Origin of the sequence: Natronomonas salina, from assembly GCF_013391105.1 — an archaeon.
Classification (GTDB): Archaea; Halobacteriota; Halobacteria; order Halobacteriales; family Haloarculaceae; genus Natronomonas; species Natronomonas salina.
Genome location: NZ_CP058335.1, coordinates 701,549 through 717,244, shown reverse-complemented (window position 1 = coordinate 717,244; position 15,696 = coordinate 701,549). Strand labels below are relative to the sequence as shown.

Sequence of the window (15,696 nt, the reverse complement as noted above, 5' to 3'; positions counted from 1 at the left end):
TCGTTCGTAGGCTCCTCCGCCCCGTAAACTCACCCCTCGAACGTCGTCAGGAAGACGGCGACGACGGCCAGCACGATGCCCGCGCCCTTCCGGAGCGTGAGCGCCTCGTCGATAAAGAGGATGCCGATGACCGAACTGGCGACGAGGAACAGCCCGAAGATGGGGACGACGACGCTGACCGGGCCGGCGGCCAGCGCGCGGTAGTACGCGAGGATGCCGACGGCGAGACAGGCGCCCGCGGCGTACATGTACGGCGCGTGCTCGTGGGTGAGCGCCGAGCCCAGCGGTTTGTCGGTGGAGACGACCAGCGCCAGCGCGGTGAGCGCCAGCATGCCGTTGGTGACGAGCGCGACCGTGTCGGCGGGCAGATCCCGCGTGGCGAGTTTCGTCAGCGGCGCGACCAGCGAGTAGGCGACGAGCGCCAGCAGCGCGTACCACAGGTACTGCATACTCCGAGCGGCGCGGTCCGGCGGCATGGGGCTGTCGGTCCGCCCTCGTGCGTTCGGCGGGCACCCGCCGCCCCTCAGAACGGATACTCCCGCCGCTCGTGCTGGACGGAGATCCACTTCTTCTCGGTGAGTTCCTCGAGGATGTCGGTGGCGTTGAAGCGGCCGACGCCGGAGGCCTTCGTCCCGCTGAACGTGACGTGGGCCTCGTCGTTGATCGGCTGGTCGTTCACGTGGACCATCCCGGTGTCCAGCCGCTCGGCGATTTGCATCCCCGTGCCGACGTCGCCGGCGTGGACCGACCCCGAGAGGCCGTACTCGGTGTCGTCGTGCATCTCGACGGCCTCGTCGACGTCCGAGAACGGGACGACGGGCGCGATGGGGCCGAAGTGCTCGTTGGCGGCCGCGGGCATGTCGTTGGTCACCCCCGAGAGCACCGTCGGCGGGACGAGCAACGAGTCGTCGACGCCCTCCATGGGAACGGCCTCGCCGCCGGTCTCGAGCGTCGCGCCGGCCTCGACCGTCTCCTCGACGTAGCCGAGCATCTCGTCGCGCTGCCCCTCGTCGATGATGGGGGCGACGACCGTCTCGTCGTCGTGAGCGCTGCCGACCGGGAGAGACTCGGCGCGCTCAGTGAGCCGCTCGACGTACTCGTCGTAGACGGACTCGTGGACGAGGTGGCGGTTGATGGAGATGCAGACTTGCCCCTGGTGGACGAACGAACCGAAGACCGCCGAGTCGACGGCCGCTTCGACGTCCGCGTCGGCGGTGACGATGTGGGCGTTGTTGCCCCCGAGCTCCAGTGACATCGTCGAGAGGTTCTCGCCGGCCGTGGCGCCGACGCCGCGGCCGACCGGCGTCGAGCCGGTGAACGTGACGACGTCGCTCTCGGGGTGGCCGGCGACCGCGTCGCCGATGTCGGAACCGTGACCCGTGACGACGTTGAGCAGGCCCTCGGGGAGTCCGGCCTTCTCGTAGAGCTTCGCGAAGAGCAGTCCGCCCGTGATGGGCGTGTTCGTCGCGGGTTTGAGGACGACCGCGTTGCCTGTGGCCAGCGCCGGCGCGACGGCCCGCCCCGAGAGGTTGAGCGGGAAGTTCCACGGCGAGATCGCCGTGACCACGCCCTCCGGCTCCCGCTGGACGAAGTTCTCCTTGCCCGGGACGTTGGACTCGGCCTGGTCGCCCCCCATCCGCCGCGGGAACGTCGCGGCCTGCGCGGCCTGATCGGCGGCGATGCGGACCGACGTCTCGCCCATGACCTGCGACCCCCCGGCCTCGTGTGCCAGCAGATCGACGATCTCCGCCTCGTGGTCCTGGAGCACCTGCGCGAACTGCTGGGCGAGCTGCTCGCGCTCGATAGGCGGCGTCTGCTCCCACTCCTTCTGTGCGTCGGCGGCGGCCTCGTAGGCGGCGTCGACGTCCGCCTCAACCCCGGCGGGCACGCGGGCCACCTCCTCGCGCGTGGAGGGGTCCTCGACAGCGATGTCGTCGCCGCTCTCGGAGTCGACCCACTCGCCGTCGATGTAGAGACTGTTCCAGTCGGCGTCGATAGAGAGGTCTGGCACCATCGACCGTCCTAGGTGACTCGGACGCAAAAGGAGCAGCCGCATCGGGCGGAACGTCGTCGAACGTCCAGTACGGCTGGCGATGCCCCGCGGGTAGCGGGGAAAGCTTCCGGGTTCGCGGCTACCCACCCCGGACGTTCTGGACGGCCGTGGGAGAATCCCGGTCGGCGCTCACTCCAGCGCCGAGCCGGCCCGGATGATGGTCTCCTCGTCGAACGCGGGGCCGACGAACTGGAGGCCGACCGGCCCCTCGTCGGTCTCGCCCGCCGGCACCGAGATGGCGGGGAGGTTCGCGAGGTTGACCGGGACGGTGTTGGCGTCGGCGAGGTACATCTGCAGGGGGTCCTCGAGGCTCTCGCCGCGCTCGAACGGCGGGACGGGCATCGTCGGCGAGGCGAGGACGTCGACGTCCTCGAAGGCCGAGTCGAAGTCCTGCTTCACCCACGCGCGGGCGTCCTGGGCCTGCTTGTAGTACTTGTCGTGGTAGCCCGCGGAGAGGGCGTAGGTGCCGAGCAGGATGCGCCGTTTGACCTCCTCGCCGAAGCCCTCCTCGCGGACCGCGGCGAACGCCTCGTTCCAGTTGCCCTCCGAGTCGGTCGCGGGACCGTACCGGACGCCGTCGAATCGCGCCAGGTTCGAGGACGCCTCCGACATCGCGATGACGTAGTAGGCCTGCACCGCGGTCTCGACGGAGGGCAGCGAGACCTCCTCGGTCGTCGCGCCCTGTGCCCGGAGGTCGTCCAGCGCGTCCTCGAAGACCTCGACGACGCCCTCGTCGGCGCCCTCGACGAGTTCAGTCGGGACGCCGACGGTGAGGCCGTCGACGTCGCGGTCCGCGGCCGCGGCGTAGTCCGAGTCGGCGCCCTCGTCTCTGGTCGTCGCGTCCTTCGGGTCCGGGCCGGCGACCACGTCGAGGAGTTCGGCCGCGTCCTCGACGGTTGGCGCGAGCGGCCCGATCTGCTCGAGGGAGTTGGCGTAGGCGACGAGGCCGTACCGGGAGACGAGCCCGTAGGTGGGCTTGATGCCGACGACGCCACAGAACGCGGCAGGACAGCGCACCGAGCCGCCGGTGTCGGAGCCCAGCGCCACGTCGGCCTCGCCGGCCGCGACCGCCGCGGCCGAGCCGCCGGAGGAGCCCCCGGGGACCCGCCCCTCGGCGGCGGGGTTCTCCGTCGCGCCGAATGCCGAGGTCTCGGTCGTCGTCCCCATCCCGAACTCGTCCATGTTGGCCTTTCCGACGACGGTGGCGCCGGCTTCCTTCAGTCGACGGACGACCGTCGCGTCGTACGGCGGGACGTACTCCTCGAGCATCGCCGACCCGCAGGTCGTCCGGACGCCCTCGGTGGAGATGTTGTCCTTGACCGCGACGGTGACGCCGTCGAGCGGGCCGGAGTCGGTCGGGTCGACGGTCGCCTCGGTGATGAACGCGTTGTGGCTCATGAGACCTTCGGCCCCTTGAAGTAGCCGTCCTCGGTCTCGGGAGCGTTCTGGAGGGCCTCCTCCTGGGTGAGCCCCTCCTCGACCTCGTCGGGCCGCATCACGTTGGCCAATTCCGCCTCGCGGTCGACCTCGGGCACCTCCTCGAGCGCCTCGAAGTACTCGAGGATGTCGCCGAACTGCTCGGTGAACCGCTCGACCTCCTCGTCGTCGAGGTCGACGCGGGCGAGCGACGCGACGTGGCGGACCTCCTCGTCGTCTACGGTCATTGGGTGTGGGTCCGTGGGGGGCGTCACTAAGGGTTTCGAAAGGGTGGGCCGAGCGAAGCGAGGCCACGAAAATGGGAGCGGCGACCGGAGTGAGCCGCGAGCCGCGTCTACTCGTCCTTCTTCAGCGAAAGTGCCGTCCGGTCGAACTCGCAGACGAGCGTGTCGTCGCCGTCGTCCTCGACTTTGAACGCCTCCACGTGCATCTCGACGATGCCGCGCTCGCCGTCGCTGGTCTCCCGCTTGTCGGTGACGGTGGTCTGGGCGTAGACGGTGTCGCCGTGGAAGACGGGATTGGGGTGCTCGACGTCGTCGTACGAGAGGTTCGCGACGATGGTGCCGTCGGTGGTGTCGGGGATGGAGAGCCCGACGGCGAGGCTCATCGTGTAGAGGCCGTTGACGAGGCGGTCGCCGAACTGGGTGTCCGCGGCGAAGTCCGCGTCGAGGTGCAGCGGCTGCTGGTTCATCGTCATGTCGCAGAACTGTTGGTTGTCCGACTCCGAGATCGTCCGGCGCTTGTCGTGTTCGATGGTCTCGCCGACCTCGAACTCCTCGTAGTACAGTCCGGGCATGCCTGCCGCGTCGGGTGGCGTGGACAAAACGATACTGGAGGGTGAAGGGTACCGCTTACAAGCCCGCCGGCTCTTCTCCCAGCTATGCCCCGCAGGAGCGTGCTGTTCTCGCCCGGCGACCAGCCGGCACTGATGCAGAAGGCGCCCGGCGCCGGCGTCGACACGGTGGTATTCGACCTGGAGGACGCCGTCGCGCCGGGCCGGAAGGACGAGGCCCGACAGGCCGTCAACGACGTCCTGACCGACCCGGGGTTCGACCCCGACTGCGAGGTCTGCGTCCGAGTCAATCCGGACCCGAGGGTGGCCGACGACGACCTCGAGGCGGTCCTCGCGGGCGAGCCTCGCATCGACTCGGTGATGGTGCCGAAGGCGTCGTCCGCGGCGGACGTCCGCGAGAAGGACGAACTCGTCCGCGATCACGGCTACGACCTACCGGTGCTGGCGCTGTGTGAATCCGCACAGGGCGTCCTGCACGCCGAGGAGATCGCGGCGACGCCCGCGGTGGACGCCGTCGCGTTCGGCGCCGAGGACCTCTCGGCAGACATCGGCGCGACGCGCACCGAGTCCGGCGAGGAGGTCTCCCACGCGCGCCAGCACGTCGTCCTTGCGGCCGGCGCGGCGGACGTCGACGCCATCGACACCGTCTTCACCGACGTCGAGGACACCGACCGGCTGGCCGAGGAGACGGCGTTCGCCACCCAGCTCGGTTACGACGGCAAGATGGCCATCCACCCCGCGCAGGTCCCGGTGATCAACGAGGCGTTCACGCCGGCCGAGGAGGACGTCGAGTGGGCCGAGAAGGTACTGGCCGCCCGCGACGAGGCCGACGACGAGGGCCGAGGGGTCTTCCGCGTGGACGACGAGATGATCGACGCGCCGCTGATCGCCCGCGCCGAGCGCATCGTGGAGCGGTATCGGGCGGCAGACGAGTAGCGCGACCTCTCGGTTCTGGTATCCGTATTCGACGAGCGTCATCCTTAAGCGGCGACTGTCCGACGGATGCAGTATGGCCGACGACGACGTCAATCCCTTCGAGAGCCTGCAGGAACAGATCGACGACGCTGCGGCGTATCTCGACGTCGGCGACGACGTACTCGAGCGCCTGAAGAACCCCGAGCGCGTCCTCGAGACGAACCTCTCCGTCGAACTCGACGACGGCGACGTCGGCGTCTTCCGGGCGTACCGCTCGCAGTTCAACGGCGACCGCGGCCCCTACAAGGGCGGCATCCGCTACCACCCGGGCGTCAACCGCGACGAGGTGAAGGCGCTCTCGGGCTGGATGGTCTACAAGTGCGCGACCGTCGACATCCCCTACGGCGGCGGGAAGGGCGGCATCCAGATCGACCCGAGCGCCTACTCCGAGACGGAACTGGAACGCATCACCCGGTCGTTCGCGACCGAACTCCGGCCGCTCATCGGCGAGGACCGCGACATCCCGGCGCCGGACGTCAACACCGGCCAGCGGGAGATGAACTGGATCAAGGACACCTACGAGACCCTCGAGAACACGACGGCGCCGGGCGTCGTCACCGGGAAGACCATCGAGTCCGGCGGCTCGCTCGGCCGCGTGGAGGCGACCGGCCGCTCGACAATGCTGACCGCCCGCGAAGCCTTCGACCACCTGGACAAGGAGATGTCCGACGCTTCCGTCGCGGTACAGGGGTACGGCAACGCCGGCAGCATCGCCGCCCAGCTCGTCCACGACGACCTCGACGCCTCCGTCGTCGCCGTCTCGGACTCCTCCGGCGCCGTCTACAACCCCGACGGTCTCGACCCCCACGAGGTCAAGCGCTTCAAGAACGAGACCGGGTCGGTCTCCGGGTACGATGGTGCGACCGAGGAACTGACCAACGAGGAGCTTCTCACGCTCGACGTCGACCTCCTCATCCCGGCCGCCCTAGAGAACGCCATCGACGGCGACCTCGCCGCGGACGTCGAGGCGGACGTCATCGTCGAGGCTGCGAACGGCCCGCTCACCCCCGAGGCCGACGAGGTCCTCACCGACCGCGACGTCTACGTCCTCCCCGACATCCTGGCAAACGCCGGCGGCGTGACGGTCTCGTACTTCGAGTGGGTCCAGAACCGCCAGCGGTTCTACTGGACCGAGGAGAAGGTCAACGAGGAACTCGAGCGGCACATCGTCGAGGCCTTCGACGAACTCGTCCGGACCTTCGAGAACGAGGACGTCCCGAACTTCCGGACCGCCGCCTACGTCGTGGCGATCCGCCGTGTCCTCGACGCCTACGAAGAGGGCGGGAGCTGGCCCTGAGCGAGTCGTCGGCTTACTTGACTCTCTTTCTGAAATTCTACCGTCCACCGACCGGGCCCCACGACCCGCGTACGTGTCGAACGTATTAAGCGGGAGACGACCCCCCACGGAGGTATGAAGGCGACCGCGAAGGCCCACCCGATCCAGGGGCTGGTCAAGTACCACGGGATGCGCGACGAGGAGTTGCGGCTGCCGTACCACGACTCCATCTCGGTGTGCACCGCGCCGAGCCACTCGAAGACGACCGCCGAGTTCGACCCCGACCGCGAGTCGGACGTCTACGTGGTCGACGGCGAGGAGATCGAGGGCCGCGGCGCCGAGCGCGTCCGGATGGTCGTCGACCACGTCCGCGAGCTGGCTGGCTTCGACCACCGGGTCCGCTTCGAGTCCGAGAACGACTTCCCGACGAACATCGGCTTCGGCTCCTCGTCATCGGGGTTCGCGGCGGCCGCGGTGGCGCTCTGCGAGGCGGCGGGGCTGGACCTCACCCACCCCGAGATGTCGACGGTCGCTCGGCGGGGGTCCTCGTCGGCGGCGCGGGCGGTCACCGGCGCGTTCTCGCACCTCCGGACGGGGCTGGACGACGAGGACTGCCGCTCGGAGCGCATCGAGACCGACCTGGAGGACGACCTGCGGGTCGTGGCCGCGGAGGTGCCGGCGTTCAAGCACACCGAAGCGGCCCACGAGGAGGCCGCCGAGAGCCACATGTTCGAGGCGCGGCTGGCGCACATCCACGAGCAGATCGCGACGATGCGGCACGCGCTCCGAGAGGCGGACTTCGAGGCGGCCTTCGAGCTCGCCGAGCACGACTCGCTGTCGCTGGCGGCGACGACGATGACGGGGCCGGCGGGCTGGGTCTATTGGCAGCCGGAGACCCTGGAGGTCTTCGAGGCCGTCCGGGACCTCCGCGAGGAGGGCGTCCCGGTGTACTTCTCCACGGACACCGGCGCCTCGGTGTACGTCAACACCACCGACGAGCACGTCGACCGCGTCGAGGAGGCCATCTCCGAGCTCGGCATCGACACGCGCGTCTGGGGTGTCGGCGGTCCGGCACAGGTGCTCGACGAGAGCGAGGCGCTGTTCTGAGCGCAGCGCGACGCACAAGACCTATTAGCCGGAGCCGGCGACGTTCCCGGTGACGTGTCCCCGCCCCCGCCACGCGACGCCGGCCGAGGTGATTCCCTCCGCGAGCGCGGCCGCGACGCGGTCGACCGCCGCCTCGGCGTGGACGCGCGGGCCCTCGCCGCGTTCCGCATCTCGCTGGGCCTCCTCGTCGTCGCGGACCTGCTGTTCCGCGCCCGCGAGCTGACGACCTTCTACACCGACGCTGGGGTACTTCCACGGGCGGCCCACGCCGAGTTCTTCCCGACGCTGGCGCGGCTCTCGATCCACGGCCTCACCGGCTCGACTGCCGGGCAGGCGGTCCTCTTCCTCGTCGCCGGCTGTGCGGCGACCGCACTCGCGGCTGGCTACCGGACGCGGCTCGCCACGGCAGTCGTGGCGGTTCTGCACGCTTCGATGCACGCGCGGAACACCTACCTGATGAACGGCGGCGACGCCCTGCTGGTCCTGGCGCTGTTCCTGGCGGTGTTCCTGCCGCTCGATCGGCGGTGGTCGATCGACGCGCTCCGGCGTCGCGAGGCGAGTGCCGCCACCGGCCCGCGGGTCGCGTCGATGGCGACCGCGACGGTCCTGCTGCAACCCGTCGTCGTCTACCTCGCCAACGCGGCGTTCAAACTGCGGAGCGACGCCTGGACCGGTGGGACCGCGGTTCGGACGGTCCTCGAACTCGAGCAGTTCTCCGTCCTCCTGGGACCGCACCTCACCGCCTTCCCGGGGCTACTCATGGCAATCACCTGGCTGTGGGTCGCAATGCTGGTCGCCTCGCCGCTGCTCCTGGTCGCGACCGGCCGGCGGCGAACGCTGGTCGTCGCCGCGTTCGCCGTCGCGCACCTGGGGATGCTGGCGACGATGCGGCTCGGCCTCTTCCCGCTTGTCGTCGGCGCGCTGCTCCTGCTGTACCTCCCGCCGTCCGTCTGGGATCGAATCGAGCGCGGACCCGTCGCTCGCTGGAACGTATCCGGAACGCTGCATCGGACCCTCGACGGACTGTCTCCGGCCACCTCCCCGGTACGTCTCCCACCCGAGGTCCGGCGGCTCGGCCGAATCACTGCGACGGCGATCCTCGCGGTCGTTCTCGTCGTCAGCGTCCTGTGGCCGGCGGCCGCCGTCGGGGTCGTCGACACCACCCAATATGAATCAGTCCCCGACCCCGACGGCTACACCTGGAAGCTGTTCGCGCCGGAGCCGCCGTCACACACCCGCTGGTTCGTCGCGCCGGCGACTCTCGAATCCGGCGGGGAGGTCGACGCGCTCGACGGCTCGGCGGTCGAGTGGGGGCCGCCCGCGGACGCAGCCGAAACGTACCCCGGGACGCTCTGGCACCGCTACCTCGCCGAAGTCCGGTGGGCCAGCCACGGGGAACGGGTCTACCTGGCCGAGCACCTCTGTCGGCGCGCGGAGGGGTCCACCGACGCGGAGGTGACCGCCGTCACCCTCTACGTGGTCGAACAGCCGGTACCGTCCGCGGGCGGCGGTGAGCCGGAGCGAACGGAACTCGTCAGCCACGACTGTCGGGCCCAGGCCTGAGACGGGCCGGAGATTCGCCCGAACCAACGGTTTCCTACCGGCGGTCGGCGTCGCTGCTCCGGCCCGTGACCTTTTAGCCGGCGGTGGTCCCAGAGGGGGTATGGCGACCGACGAGAGCGTGTTCCACCGGGTCGGGGTGTACGTGCTGGAGAACAGACACGGGATGCTGGGGGACCTGGTGTTCGCGATCGTCTGGGTGACGGTCGTGAACGCGTTCTTCCGGCTCGTCGACGGCCCGGACTGGGCGTACTACATGATGATGGTCGCCGGCGTCGTCGCGTACTTCGGCTTCATCTTCTCCGTGCAGATGGCCGTCGAGATCGAGGAGTAGGAGGCGGAGTAGCTGCGCCGACCCACGAGTCGCGGCTGCCGGCCGCGCTGAACGACTCCCCGGTCGAACCTGACAGACGACCGCACGACGGGCGTCCGACGCGGGCGACACAACTACGTATCGGCGACCGAACCCACGGCCGTGAGCGACTACTACGTCGGCGGCGTCGCTCGAGGCGACGCCTGGCTCGCCGTCGCCTACACCGAGGACGGCTACGACCACACCACGATCGTCGACGGCGTCGGGGAGCTGTGGACCGAGTACGAGGACGACGCCCAGCGGATCGCGGTGGACGTGCCGATCGGACTCGAGGGCGCGACGGCACCGCGGCCGAACGAGCGCGCGCTCCGGGAGCTACTCGGCGACCGAGGCGACGCCGTCGTCCAGGCGCCGGTTCGCGAGGCCGCCCGGAAGCAGCGCTACCGGACGGCCGCCCGCGTCCACGAGCGGAAGACCGACCTGGAGCTCCCCCGGGCCGCCTTCGAGCGATCTCGCCTCGTCACCGGGATGGACGAGTTCCTCACGACCATCGACGAGGCCCGACCGGTCTTCGTCGAGGCGCACCCGGAGCTCAGTTACCTCGGGTTCCACGGCGAGCCGATGCCCCACCCGCCCGAGACCGCCGCCGGCTACGCCGAACGGATGCGGACGCTCGCGGAGTTCGACGTCGACGCGCCACCGACGGTCCAGTCCGTCGCCGAGGCGACCGAGGGCCACCAGGTTCCAATCCCGGCCGTCGTGGATGCCGTCGCGCTGGGACTCACCATCCGCCCGGGTACCGGCGAACTCCGGTCGCTGCCGGCGGACCCGCCGACCGACGAGCGAGGGCTGCCGATGCGGTACGTCTACCGCAGCGAGACCTCGCTGTCGACGACGTAATCAGTCTGCTACGGTAGCGGCGGCGTCGTCACTCTCATCCGTCGACGGTCCTTCATCGAAACGTCTCGGCTCTACTCGCCAGTCTCAGAGCGTGTAGTCGTCGCCCTGGTCGTCTTCCCGGGCGGCCGGGTCCTTCTGGTCGTCGGTCATCTGGGTGAAGAGGTTCTCGCCCTCCTGCTCGTCGGCGTCCTCTGCTGGGGCGTACGCCGAGACCCCCATCGTGAGCAGTTCCTCGATGGCCTGCTCGCGGTTCAGGAACTCTCCCTCGTGGACGAGACGGTCGATTTCGCTGTCGATGCGGTCCGGCAACGACACTTCTACCTCGGGCATGCTCGGGGGTTAGTAGTTGGGGGGCGTAAATGCTGGGTTCGCGGCGCTGGAACCTATCAGTGGTTCGGCCGTCTCGTCGATCGAACCGTTCGACTTCGTTTTCGCTCGTTGGGTCGATCGGGTTCGACGATGAGAGGACGAGGAAGCCGTCCTCAGGGTGTGAAAACGGCCCACAGCGACGGTGAAGCGCAACCGTTATACGTTCCTCCCGGATACAATCGGATGCGTTCCAGCGAGGTGCGCTCCGTTGGTGTAGTCCGGCCAATCATCTTGCCCTCTCACGGCAAGGACCAGGGTTCGAATCCCTGACGGAGCATCGAAATCCCGTCGCCTTCTGCCGACTCTGGCCTGTGCACTAACCAGAGGTAAACGAACATGCACAGGGAAACCACATTCGACGGACCACCCGATTCGACCGCCCTCCGGCGGTTTGGCGCATTGTCCACGGTAACTTTCCTCGGGGATACATTTTTCGTGGGGCGATGTAACACGATGGACATCGACTCCGGTCTGCGAGTCGAGCGCTACCATGGTAACCGCAAATCCGACAGATCAGATCGTGTCCCTTTTCGAGGACGGCGGTGTGGAAACGGTGTTCGGGTTCCCCTGCGAGCAGATGGACCCGTACTACTCCAGTCTGGCCGACTCATCAGTTCGACACGTCCTTGCGCGTAGCGAGGCGAGCGCGGCGCTGATGGCTGATGGCTACGCGCGGGCGAACCGGACGGTCGGCGTCGTCGACGGCGTCGGGGGGCCCGGGGCAGCCTACATCGGTGCAGGGCTCTGCGAGGCCGCCGGCGCCTCAAGTCCGGTCCTGGCGCTCACTGGCGATAACGAACGGTCGATCCGCGGCCGCGAGGTGATTCAAGATGCGGATAACGAGGCGATTCTGGCGCCGCACACGGAGGTGGCATTCGATGCCGAGTCGCCTGACCGTGCCGTCGAGGCCGTCGAATCCGCTATTCGACAGATGACGACGGGTGTCCCGAAGCCGGCGCACGTCAATCTCCCGGGGGACATCTTCGACGAAGCGTCCTCGTATGAGCCCGGCGACCTGTCGCTGTCGTACCCTGCCGACCGGCCGGAACCGAACCCCGATCGGGTTGCGGAAGTCCTCGATCACCTCGAATCGGCCGACGCGCCGGTCGTCCTTGCCGGTGAAGGGGTCATCAGGGCCGGCGCTGCCAGTGCTCTGACGGAGTTCGCTGCCCGGACGAATACTCCGGTCGTCACGTCGATCAACGGCAAGGGGGCTGTCGCTGAGACAGAGCCGTACGCGCTCGGGGTCGTCGGCCGATGGGGATTCTGCGAGGTGGCCAACGACACGCTGGAGGGAGCGGACCTCGTCGTCGGCCTCGGGACGCGGTTCGGTGACCTGACGACCGCCGGCTGGTCGCTGATCTCCGACGACGCCACCGTCGTCCACGTCGATCTCGACCGCGCGTGGCTAGGGAAGAACTGCGATGCCGACGTCGCTCTCCACGCCGACGTCCGTACGACCCTCCGGGCGCTCACCGCGGACGTCACGGACGCGACGTATGCCGACCGCGAGTCGCGAATCGATTCGTTAGCCGAACGCCGCCAGGAGTGGCGGCAATCCCACGCCGATGACCTCCATAGCGACGACGAGCCGATCTCTCCCGCTCGCGTCGTCGATGAACTCGACCGACACGTCCCGAGCGACGGGGTCCTCGTCAGCGCCACGAGCTACGCCGGGTTCTTCTCCGGGGCATTCTACGAGGTCGAGCGCCCTGGCCTCGGATACCTCCAGGCTCGTGGTAGCGACGGCATCAACGTCTGTCTCCCTCAAGCCATCGGCGTCCAGGTGGCTCGACCGGAGACGAACGTCGTCGCTCTCAGCGGCGACGGCGGGATCGGCTATCACCTGACGGACCTCGAGACGGCAGCCCGAGAGGACCTCTCGTTGACCGTCGTCGTTCTCAACAACGACGGTCTCGGGTCCTCGACGGCCAGTCAGATCGGCACCGGTAACTTCCAATTGTCGACCGACTTCCAGGAGGGGGTCGACTACGCCGCCGTCGCACGAGGCCTGGGGTGTGAGGGCGAGCGGATCGATTCAGTCGAGCGATTCGAAACCGCGCTGCCGGCAGCCATCCAGAGCGACACCCCCACGCTGCTGGACGTCCAGGTCGACCCCTACGCGATGCCACCGATACTGATAGACTAAGCTAGGTCGAGGAGCTAGAACACGGGTTCGTAGATTGCCGCACCGGTCTCGTCGTGCCGGCGCTCGAGGACCTCACGGAGGGGTTCCGCGCCGAACATCTCCTCGACGTCGAACGGCCCGATTTCGCTGTCGCCACCTCGCTGCAGTATCTCGTCGACCGTCTCAGGGTCGGCGATCCCGTCTGTAACGAGTCGATGGGCCTCGTTGACGAGCGCCGCCAGAATCGGCTGGATGTCGTGCGGGTCCTCTGGCTCCGGGATCAGGCACTCGTCGCCATCCCACTCGAAGAAGCCCTCGCCGGATTTCTGCCCGAGACGGCCGTCCGAGACCATCGCGTCCATCTGCTCGCGGATCTCCGCCGGGGGTTCGTAGCGGTCGCCGTACGTCACCGCGAGGTTGTCGATCGTCGCGAGATGAACGTCGAGTCCGATGAGATCGATGAGCTCCAAGGGACCACGGTCGAACCCGATGCGGGTGGCGGCGACGTCGATCGCCGCGGGGTCGGCATCCAGAAGTTCCCACGTCGCCGCGCACTTGATGCTGGCGGAGAGCCGCGAGAGCCCGTTGGCCCGGTACTCACGCCGCAGCCGAATCGGCTCGCGGTCGATCGCTTCGGCTATCTCGGTGGCGCGTTCGAGCGCACGGTCGGTGGCGTCGTCGCCGGCGATCTCGACGAGATCGCGGTGGATCGCAGGATTCGCAAAGTGGAACAGGACCACGCGGTCGCGGTGATTCATTTCGGCGGCGATGTCGCCCGGCGTCAGCGACGAGGTGTTCGTCCCGACGACCACATCCGAATCAAGGACCGCCTCCAGGGACGCCATTACGTCACGTTTCAGGTCGAGGCGTTCAGGCACGGCTTCCACCACGAACTCGGCGTCAGCCAGCCCTTCGTACTCCGTTGCGTACGTGATTCGGTCGGCCGGTCGGTCCGAGACTGTGTAACCGCTCGCCTGGAGTTCATCCGGAAGCTTCCGCTCGTGGTAGTGTCGTGCGGCATCGAGCGCGTCGTCGTCGACGTCGACCAGCGTGACCGCGTACCCGGCGTTCGCCAGCAGACCGGCGATGTCACGGCCCATCAGCCCCGCGCCGACGACTCCGGTTTTCGATATCATGGTTGCGTTCGCTCCGTCGGCTCCGTGCCACCCGGGGCGTAATAGGTCGTTCGGACGAGATAGTACGCCAGCCCCGTGACGAGCAGGGCCATCCACACCCCGAATAGCACCGGGGCGTCGACGGCGAGTAGCCCGAGCAGTAGTACGTTAAGCGGGACGGCGATGACCGCGAGCGCGAGCACCACGCGGCCTGGGACGGGGAACCGTTCCGGCTGGTACCCTGACGGCGGGTCGCGGAGAACGCTGATGGCGGCCAGCATCGCGACGGTCACGAGGAACGCGCCGCCGAAAGCTAGCATCGTCCCCAGGTCTTGGAAGGGAAGCGGTGCAAGCAGGACGAGGGCGGCGAGGACGTAGACCCCGAGTAACGTCCAGTGGGCGGTCCCGAATCGCTCGTTGGTCACTCCGAGGACTCTGGGGAAGATGTCGTCCTCGACGAGCGCCTCGACGTACCGCGGGATCAGGATGAAGGTCGCGTTCAGTGTGGTCGCGACGGCGAAGATCGCGCCACAGATGATGAAGACCGTCTGGAACGCGGGTGAGAAGATTCGTTCTGCGACCACGAGCAACGTCTGGTTGGCCATCGCCTCGACGCCCATCGTGCCCACGGCCACCAGCGAAATCAGTACATACAGGGCGAACACCAGCGGGATGCTCACGAGGAAGGACTGCGGGATCGTCACCGTCGCGTCCCGCATTTCGCCGCCGATGTCGATGACGAAATTGGCGCCAAGACAGGTGAAGTAGAGGACGCCAGCGCCGATGAGGACACTCCCGATACCGCCGTCTATCAGCGGTGTGAGGTTCGCGCCGTCGACGGCCGGGAGTCCGAAGATGACGAACGCCCCGAGAGCAACGATGAGGCCGAGGAACAACAGGAGCTGGACGCGGGCCGCCAGTCGGATACCGAGGAGGTTCAGCACGAAGAACCCGGTCAAGAAGAGGAGGCCTACTGCGGTGGGTGAGGCCGGTACCAGCGGCTGTACGTATTCGCCCGCTGTCAATGCGTAGAGCGGTAACCCACCGGTGAACATGCTGATCCCCAGCCCCCACGCCGCGAGGAAGGCCAGCGGTTGCGACACCAGTTGCGCCGGGTACCGGTAATGGCCGCACGTCGTCGGGTGGGCCGCCCCGAGCATCGCGGTCGGAACGAGCCCGATCGCAGCGATCGTTATCGCGATGCCGAACGAGACGACCACGCCCGCGCCGGCGAGCGCGACGCCAACGCCGACGAGCGCGAACAGCGCGCCGCCGACGATGAGCCCGACCTCGATGGCGACGGCGTCGAGGAGTCCGATCGCCTCCTCGCCGGCATCGTCGCCCCCGTGTGGCGAGTTAGTTCGTGACACACCCTCGACTCACCGGGTCACCTAATAATACTTGGCCACCACCGCCTGTAACGAATTCAGACGCAGAGATGGCAGGTCGACCGTACCAGCGGCAGTGAACCCACGCCTCCACAGCCACGGTACCTGACCACCCGGATTACGCAAGGGAGGACCTCGGGGATTCGACCGAGCGCGTATAGACACCGGTGGGAGGGGGATTTCACAGAGAGTTCTCCTCGTAGAGCAAGGGGGGTCAGGTTTCCCAACAGGGGCTCGAACGAACGCGTAGTTCATCGATGGAAAACCTGTGCCGAGCGACAT

At 68.2% G+C, this 15,696-nt stretch carries 15 protein-coding genes and 1 tRNA gene; 8 read left to right on the top strand and 8 right to left on the bottom strand.

Annotation, left to right across the window (positions count from 1 at the left end; all coding sequences use genetic code 11):
* Positions 1–29: 29 nt before the first annotated feature.
* The 5 genes from HWV07_RS03990 to HWV07_RS03970 all read right to left on the bottom strand — a co-directional run bounded on the left by HWV07_RS03990 (position 30) and on the right by HWV07_RS03970 (position 4,286).
* A complete protein-coding gene (locus tag HWV07_RS03990) occupies positions 30–449 on the bottom strand; it encodes an EamA family transporter (protein WP_178333055.1) in 420 nt (139 codons plus the stop codon).
* A 74-nt stretch (positions 450–523) separates the two neighbouring features.
* Positions 524–2,014, bottom strand: coding sequence for an aldehyde dehydrogenase family protein (locus HWV07_RS03985; protein WP_178333054.1), 1,491 nt, complete (start codon positions 2,012–2,014; stop codon positions 524–526).
* Between the two features lie 168 nt (positions 2,015–2,182).
* On the bottom strand, positions 2,183–3,451 hold the full coding sequence (gatA, locus tag HWV07_RS03980) for an Asp-tRNA(Asn)/Glu-tRNA(Gln) amidotransferase subunit GatA (protein ID WP_178333053.1): 1,269 nt from the start codon (positions 3,449–3,451) through the stop codon (positions 2,183–2,185).
* A complete protein-coding gene (gene gatC / locus HWV07_RS03975) occupies positions 3,448–3,717 on the bottom strand; it encodes an Asp-tRNA(Asn)/Glu-tRNA(Gln) amidotransferase subunit GatC (RefSeq protein WP_178333052.1) in 270 nt (89 codons plus the stop codon). The genes gatA and gatC overlap by 4 nt, the downstream gene beginning before the upstream one ends.
* A gap of 107 nt (positions 3,718–3,824) precedes the next feature.
* Positions 3,825–4,286 carry a MaoC family dehydratase gene (locus tag HWV07_RS03970; protein ID WP_178333051.1) on the bottom strand — a complete coding sequence of 154 codons (462 nt, stop codon included), beginning with the start codon at positions 4,284–4,286 and terminating at the stop codon, positions 3,825–3,827.
* Positions 4,287–4,370: 84 nt separating this feature from the next.
* Here HWV07_RS03970 and HWV07_RS03965 point away from each other — a divergent pair, with 84 nt between their 5' ends.
* The 6 genes from HWV07_RS03965 (at position 4,371) to HWV07_RS03940 (ending at position 10,414) form a co-directional block, all read left to right on the top strand.
* Positions 4,371–5,219 (top strand): HpcH/HpaI aldolase/citrate lyase family protein, encoded by an 849-nt coding sequence (locus HWV07_RS03965; RefSeq protein WP_178333050.1) that lies wholly within the window; start codon positions 4,371–4,373, stop codon positions 5,217–5,219.
* Between the two features lie 73 nt (positions 5,220–5,292).
* Positions 5,293–6,555: a Glu/Leu/Phe/Val family dehydrogenase gene (locus HWV07_RS03960; protein ID WP_178333049.1), complete on the top strand. Its 1,263-nt coding sequence runs from the start codon at positions 5,293–5,295 to the stop codon at positions 6,553–6,555.
* A 114-nt stretch (positions 6,556–6,669) separates the two neighbouring features.
* On the top strand, positions 6,670–7,641 hold the full coding sequence (mvaD, locus tag HWV07_RS03955; RefSeq protein WP_178333048.1) for a phosphomevalonate decarboxylase MvaD: 972 nt from the start codon (positions 6,670–6,672) through the stop codon (positions 7,639–7,641).
* A gap of 54 nt (positions 7,642–7,695) precedes the next feature.
* Positions 7,696–9,204, top strand: a complete 1,509-nt coding sequence (locus HWV07_RS03950; protein ID WP_211694219.1) for an HTTM domain-containing protein — start codon at positions 7,696–7,698, stop codon at positions 9,202–9,204.
* A 100-nt stretch (positions 9,205–9,304) separates the two neighbouring features.
* Positions 9,305–9,535 carry a DUF8119 family protein gene (locus HWV07_RS03945; protein WP_178333047.1) on the top strand — a complete coding sequence of 77 codons (231 nt, stop codon included), beginning with the start codon at positions 9,305–9,307 and terminating at the stop codon, positions 9,533–9,535.
* 141 nt (positions 9,536–9,676) lie between these two features.
* Positions 9,677–10,414: a DUF429 domain-containing protein gene (locus tag HWV07_RS03940; RefSeq protein ID WP_178333046.1), complete on the top strand. Its 738-nt coding sequence runs from the start codon at positions 9,677–9,679 to the stop codon at positions 10,412–10,414.
* Between the two features lie 84 nt (positions 10,415–10,498).
* Here the strand turns inward: HWV07_RS03940 and HWV07_RS03935 are convergent, their stop codons facing one another.
* Positions 10,499–10,744 (bottom strand): ribbon-helix-helix domain-containing protein, encoded by a 246-nt coding sequence (locus tag HWV07_RS03935; protein WP_178333045.1) that lies wholly within the window; start codon positions 10,742–10,744, stop codon positions 10,499–10,501.
* Between the two features lie 241 nt (positions 10,745–10,985).
* Here HWV07_RS03935 and HWV07_RS03930 point away from each other — a divergent pair.
* Positions 10,986–11,060: transfer RNA gene (locus HWV07_RS03930), tRNA-Glu, on the top strand.
* A gap of 267 nt (positions 11,061–11,327) precedes the next feature.
* On the top strand, positions 11,328–12,932 hold the full coding sequence (locus HWV07_RS03925; RefSeq protein ID WP_246279827.1) for a thiamine pyrophosphate-binding protein: 1,605 nt from the start codon (positions 11,328–11,330) through the stop codon (positions 12,930–12,932).
* A gap of 14 nt (positions 12,933–12,946) precedes the next feature.
* Here HWV07_RS03925 and HWV07_RS03920 read toward each other — a convergent pair whose 3' ends face one another.
* Together HWV07_RS03920 and HWV07_RS03915 are read right to left on the bottom strand one after the other, a co-directional pair.
* Positions 12,947–14,047, bottom strand: coding sequence for a 3-hydroxyacyl-CoA dehydrogenase (locus HWV07_RS03920; protein WP_178333043.1), 1,101 nt, complete (start codon positions 14,045–14,047; stop codon positions 12,947–12,949).
* On the bottom strand, positions 14,044–15,396 hold the full coding sequence (locus tag HWV07_RS03915) for an APC family permease (protein ID WP_246279826.1): 1,353 nt from the start codon (positions 15,394–15,396) through the stop codon (positions 14,044–14,046). Before HWV07_RS03915 ends, HWV07_RS03920 begins: the two co-directional genes overlap by 4 nt.
* Positions 15,397–15,696 lie beyond the last annotated feature (300 nt).

Excerpts from the sequence above, each read along its gene's own strand:
- HWV07_RS03990 (WP_178333055.1), bottom strand. The coding sequence starts at position 449 with ATGCAGTACCTGTGGTACGCGCTGCTGGCGCTCGTCGCCTACTCGCTG.
- HWV07_RS03985 (WP_178333054.1), bottom strand. The coding sequence starts at position 2,014 with ATGGTGCCAGACCTCTCTATCGACGCCGACTGGAACAGTCTCTACATC.
- gatA (WP_178333053.1), bottom strand. The coding sequence starts at position 3,451 with ATGAGCCACAACGCGTTCATCACCGAGGCGACCGTCGACCCGACCGAC.
- gatC (WP_178333052.1), bottom strand. The coding sequence starts at position 3,717 with ATGACCGTAGACGACGAGGAGGTCCGCCACGTCGCGTCGCTCGCCCGC.
- HWV07_RS03970 (WP_178333051.1), bottom strand. The coding sequence starts at position 4,286 with ATGCCCGGACTGTACTACGAGGAGTTCGAGGTCGGCGAGACCATCGAA.
- HWV07_RS03965 (WP_178333050.1), top strand. The coding sequence starts at position 4,371 with ATGCCCCGCAGGAGCGTGCTGTTCTCGCCCGGCGACCAGCCGGCACTG.
- HWV07_RS03960 (WP_178333049.1), top strand. The coding sequence starts at position 5,293 with ATGGCCGACGACGACGTCAATCCCTTCGAGAGCCTGCAGGAACAGATC.
- mvaD (WP_178333048.1), top strand. The coding sequence starts at position 6,670 with ATGAAGGCGACCGCGAAGGCCCACCCGATCCAGGGGCTGGTCAAGTAC.
- HWV07_RS03945 (WP_178333047.1), top strand. The coding sequence starts at position 9,305 with ATGGCGACCGACGAGAGCGTGTTCCACCGGGTCGGGGTGTACGTGCTG.
- HWV07_RS03935 (WP_178333045.1), bottom strand. The coding sequence starts at position 10,744 with ATGCCCGAGGTAGAAGTGTCGTTGCCGGACCGCATCGACAGCGAAATC.
- HWV07_RS03920 (WP_178333043.1), bottom strand. The coding sequence starts at position 14,047 with ATGATATCGAAAACCGGAGTCGTCGGCGCGGGGCTGATGGGCCGTGAC.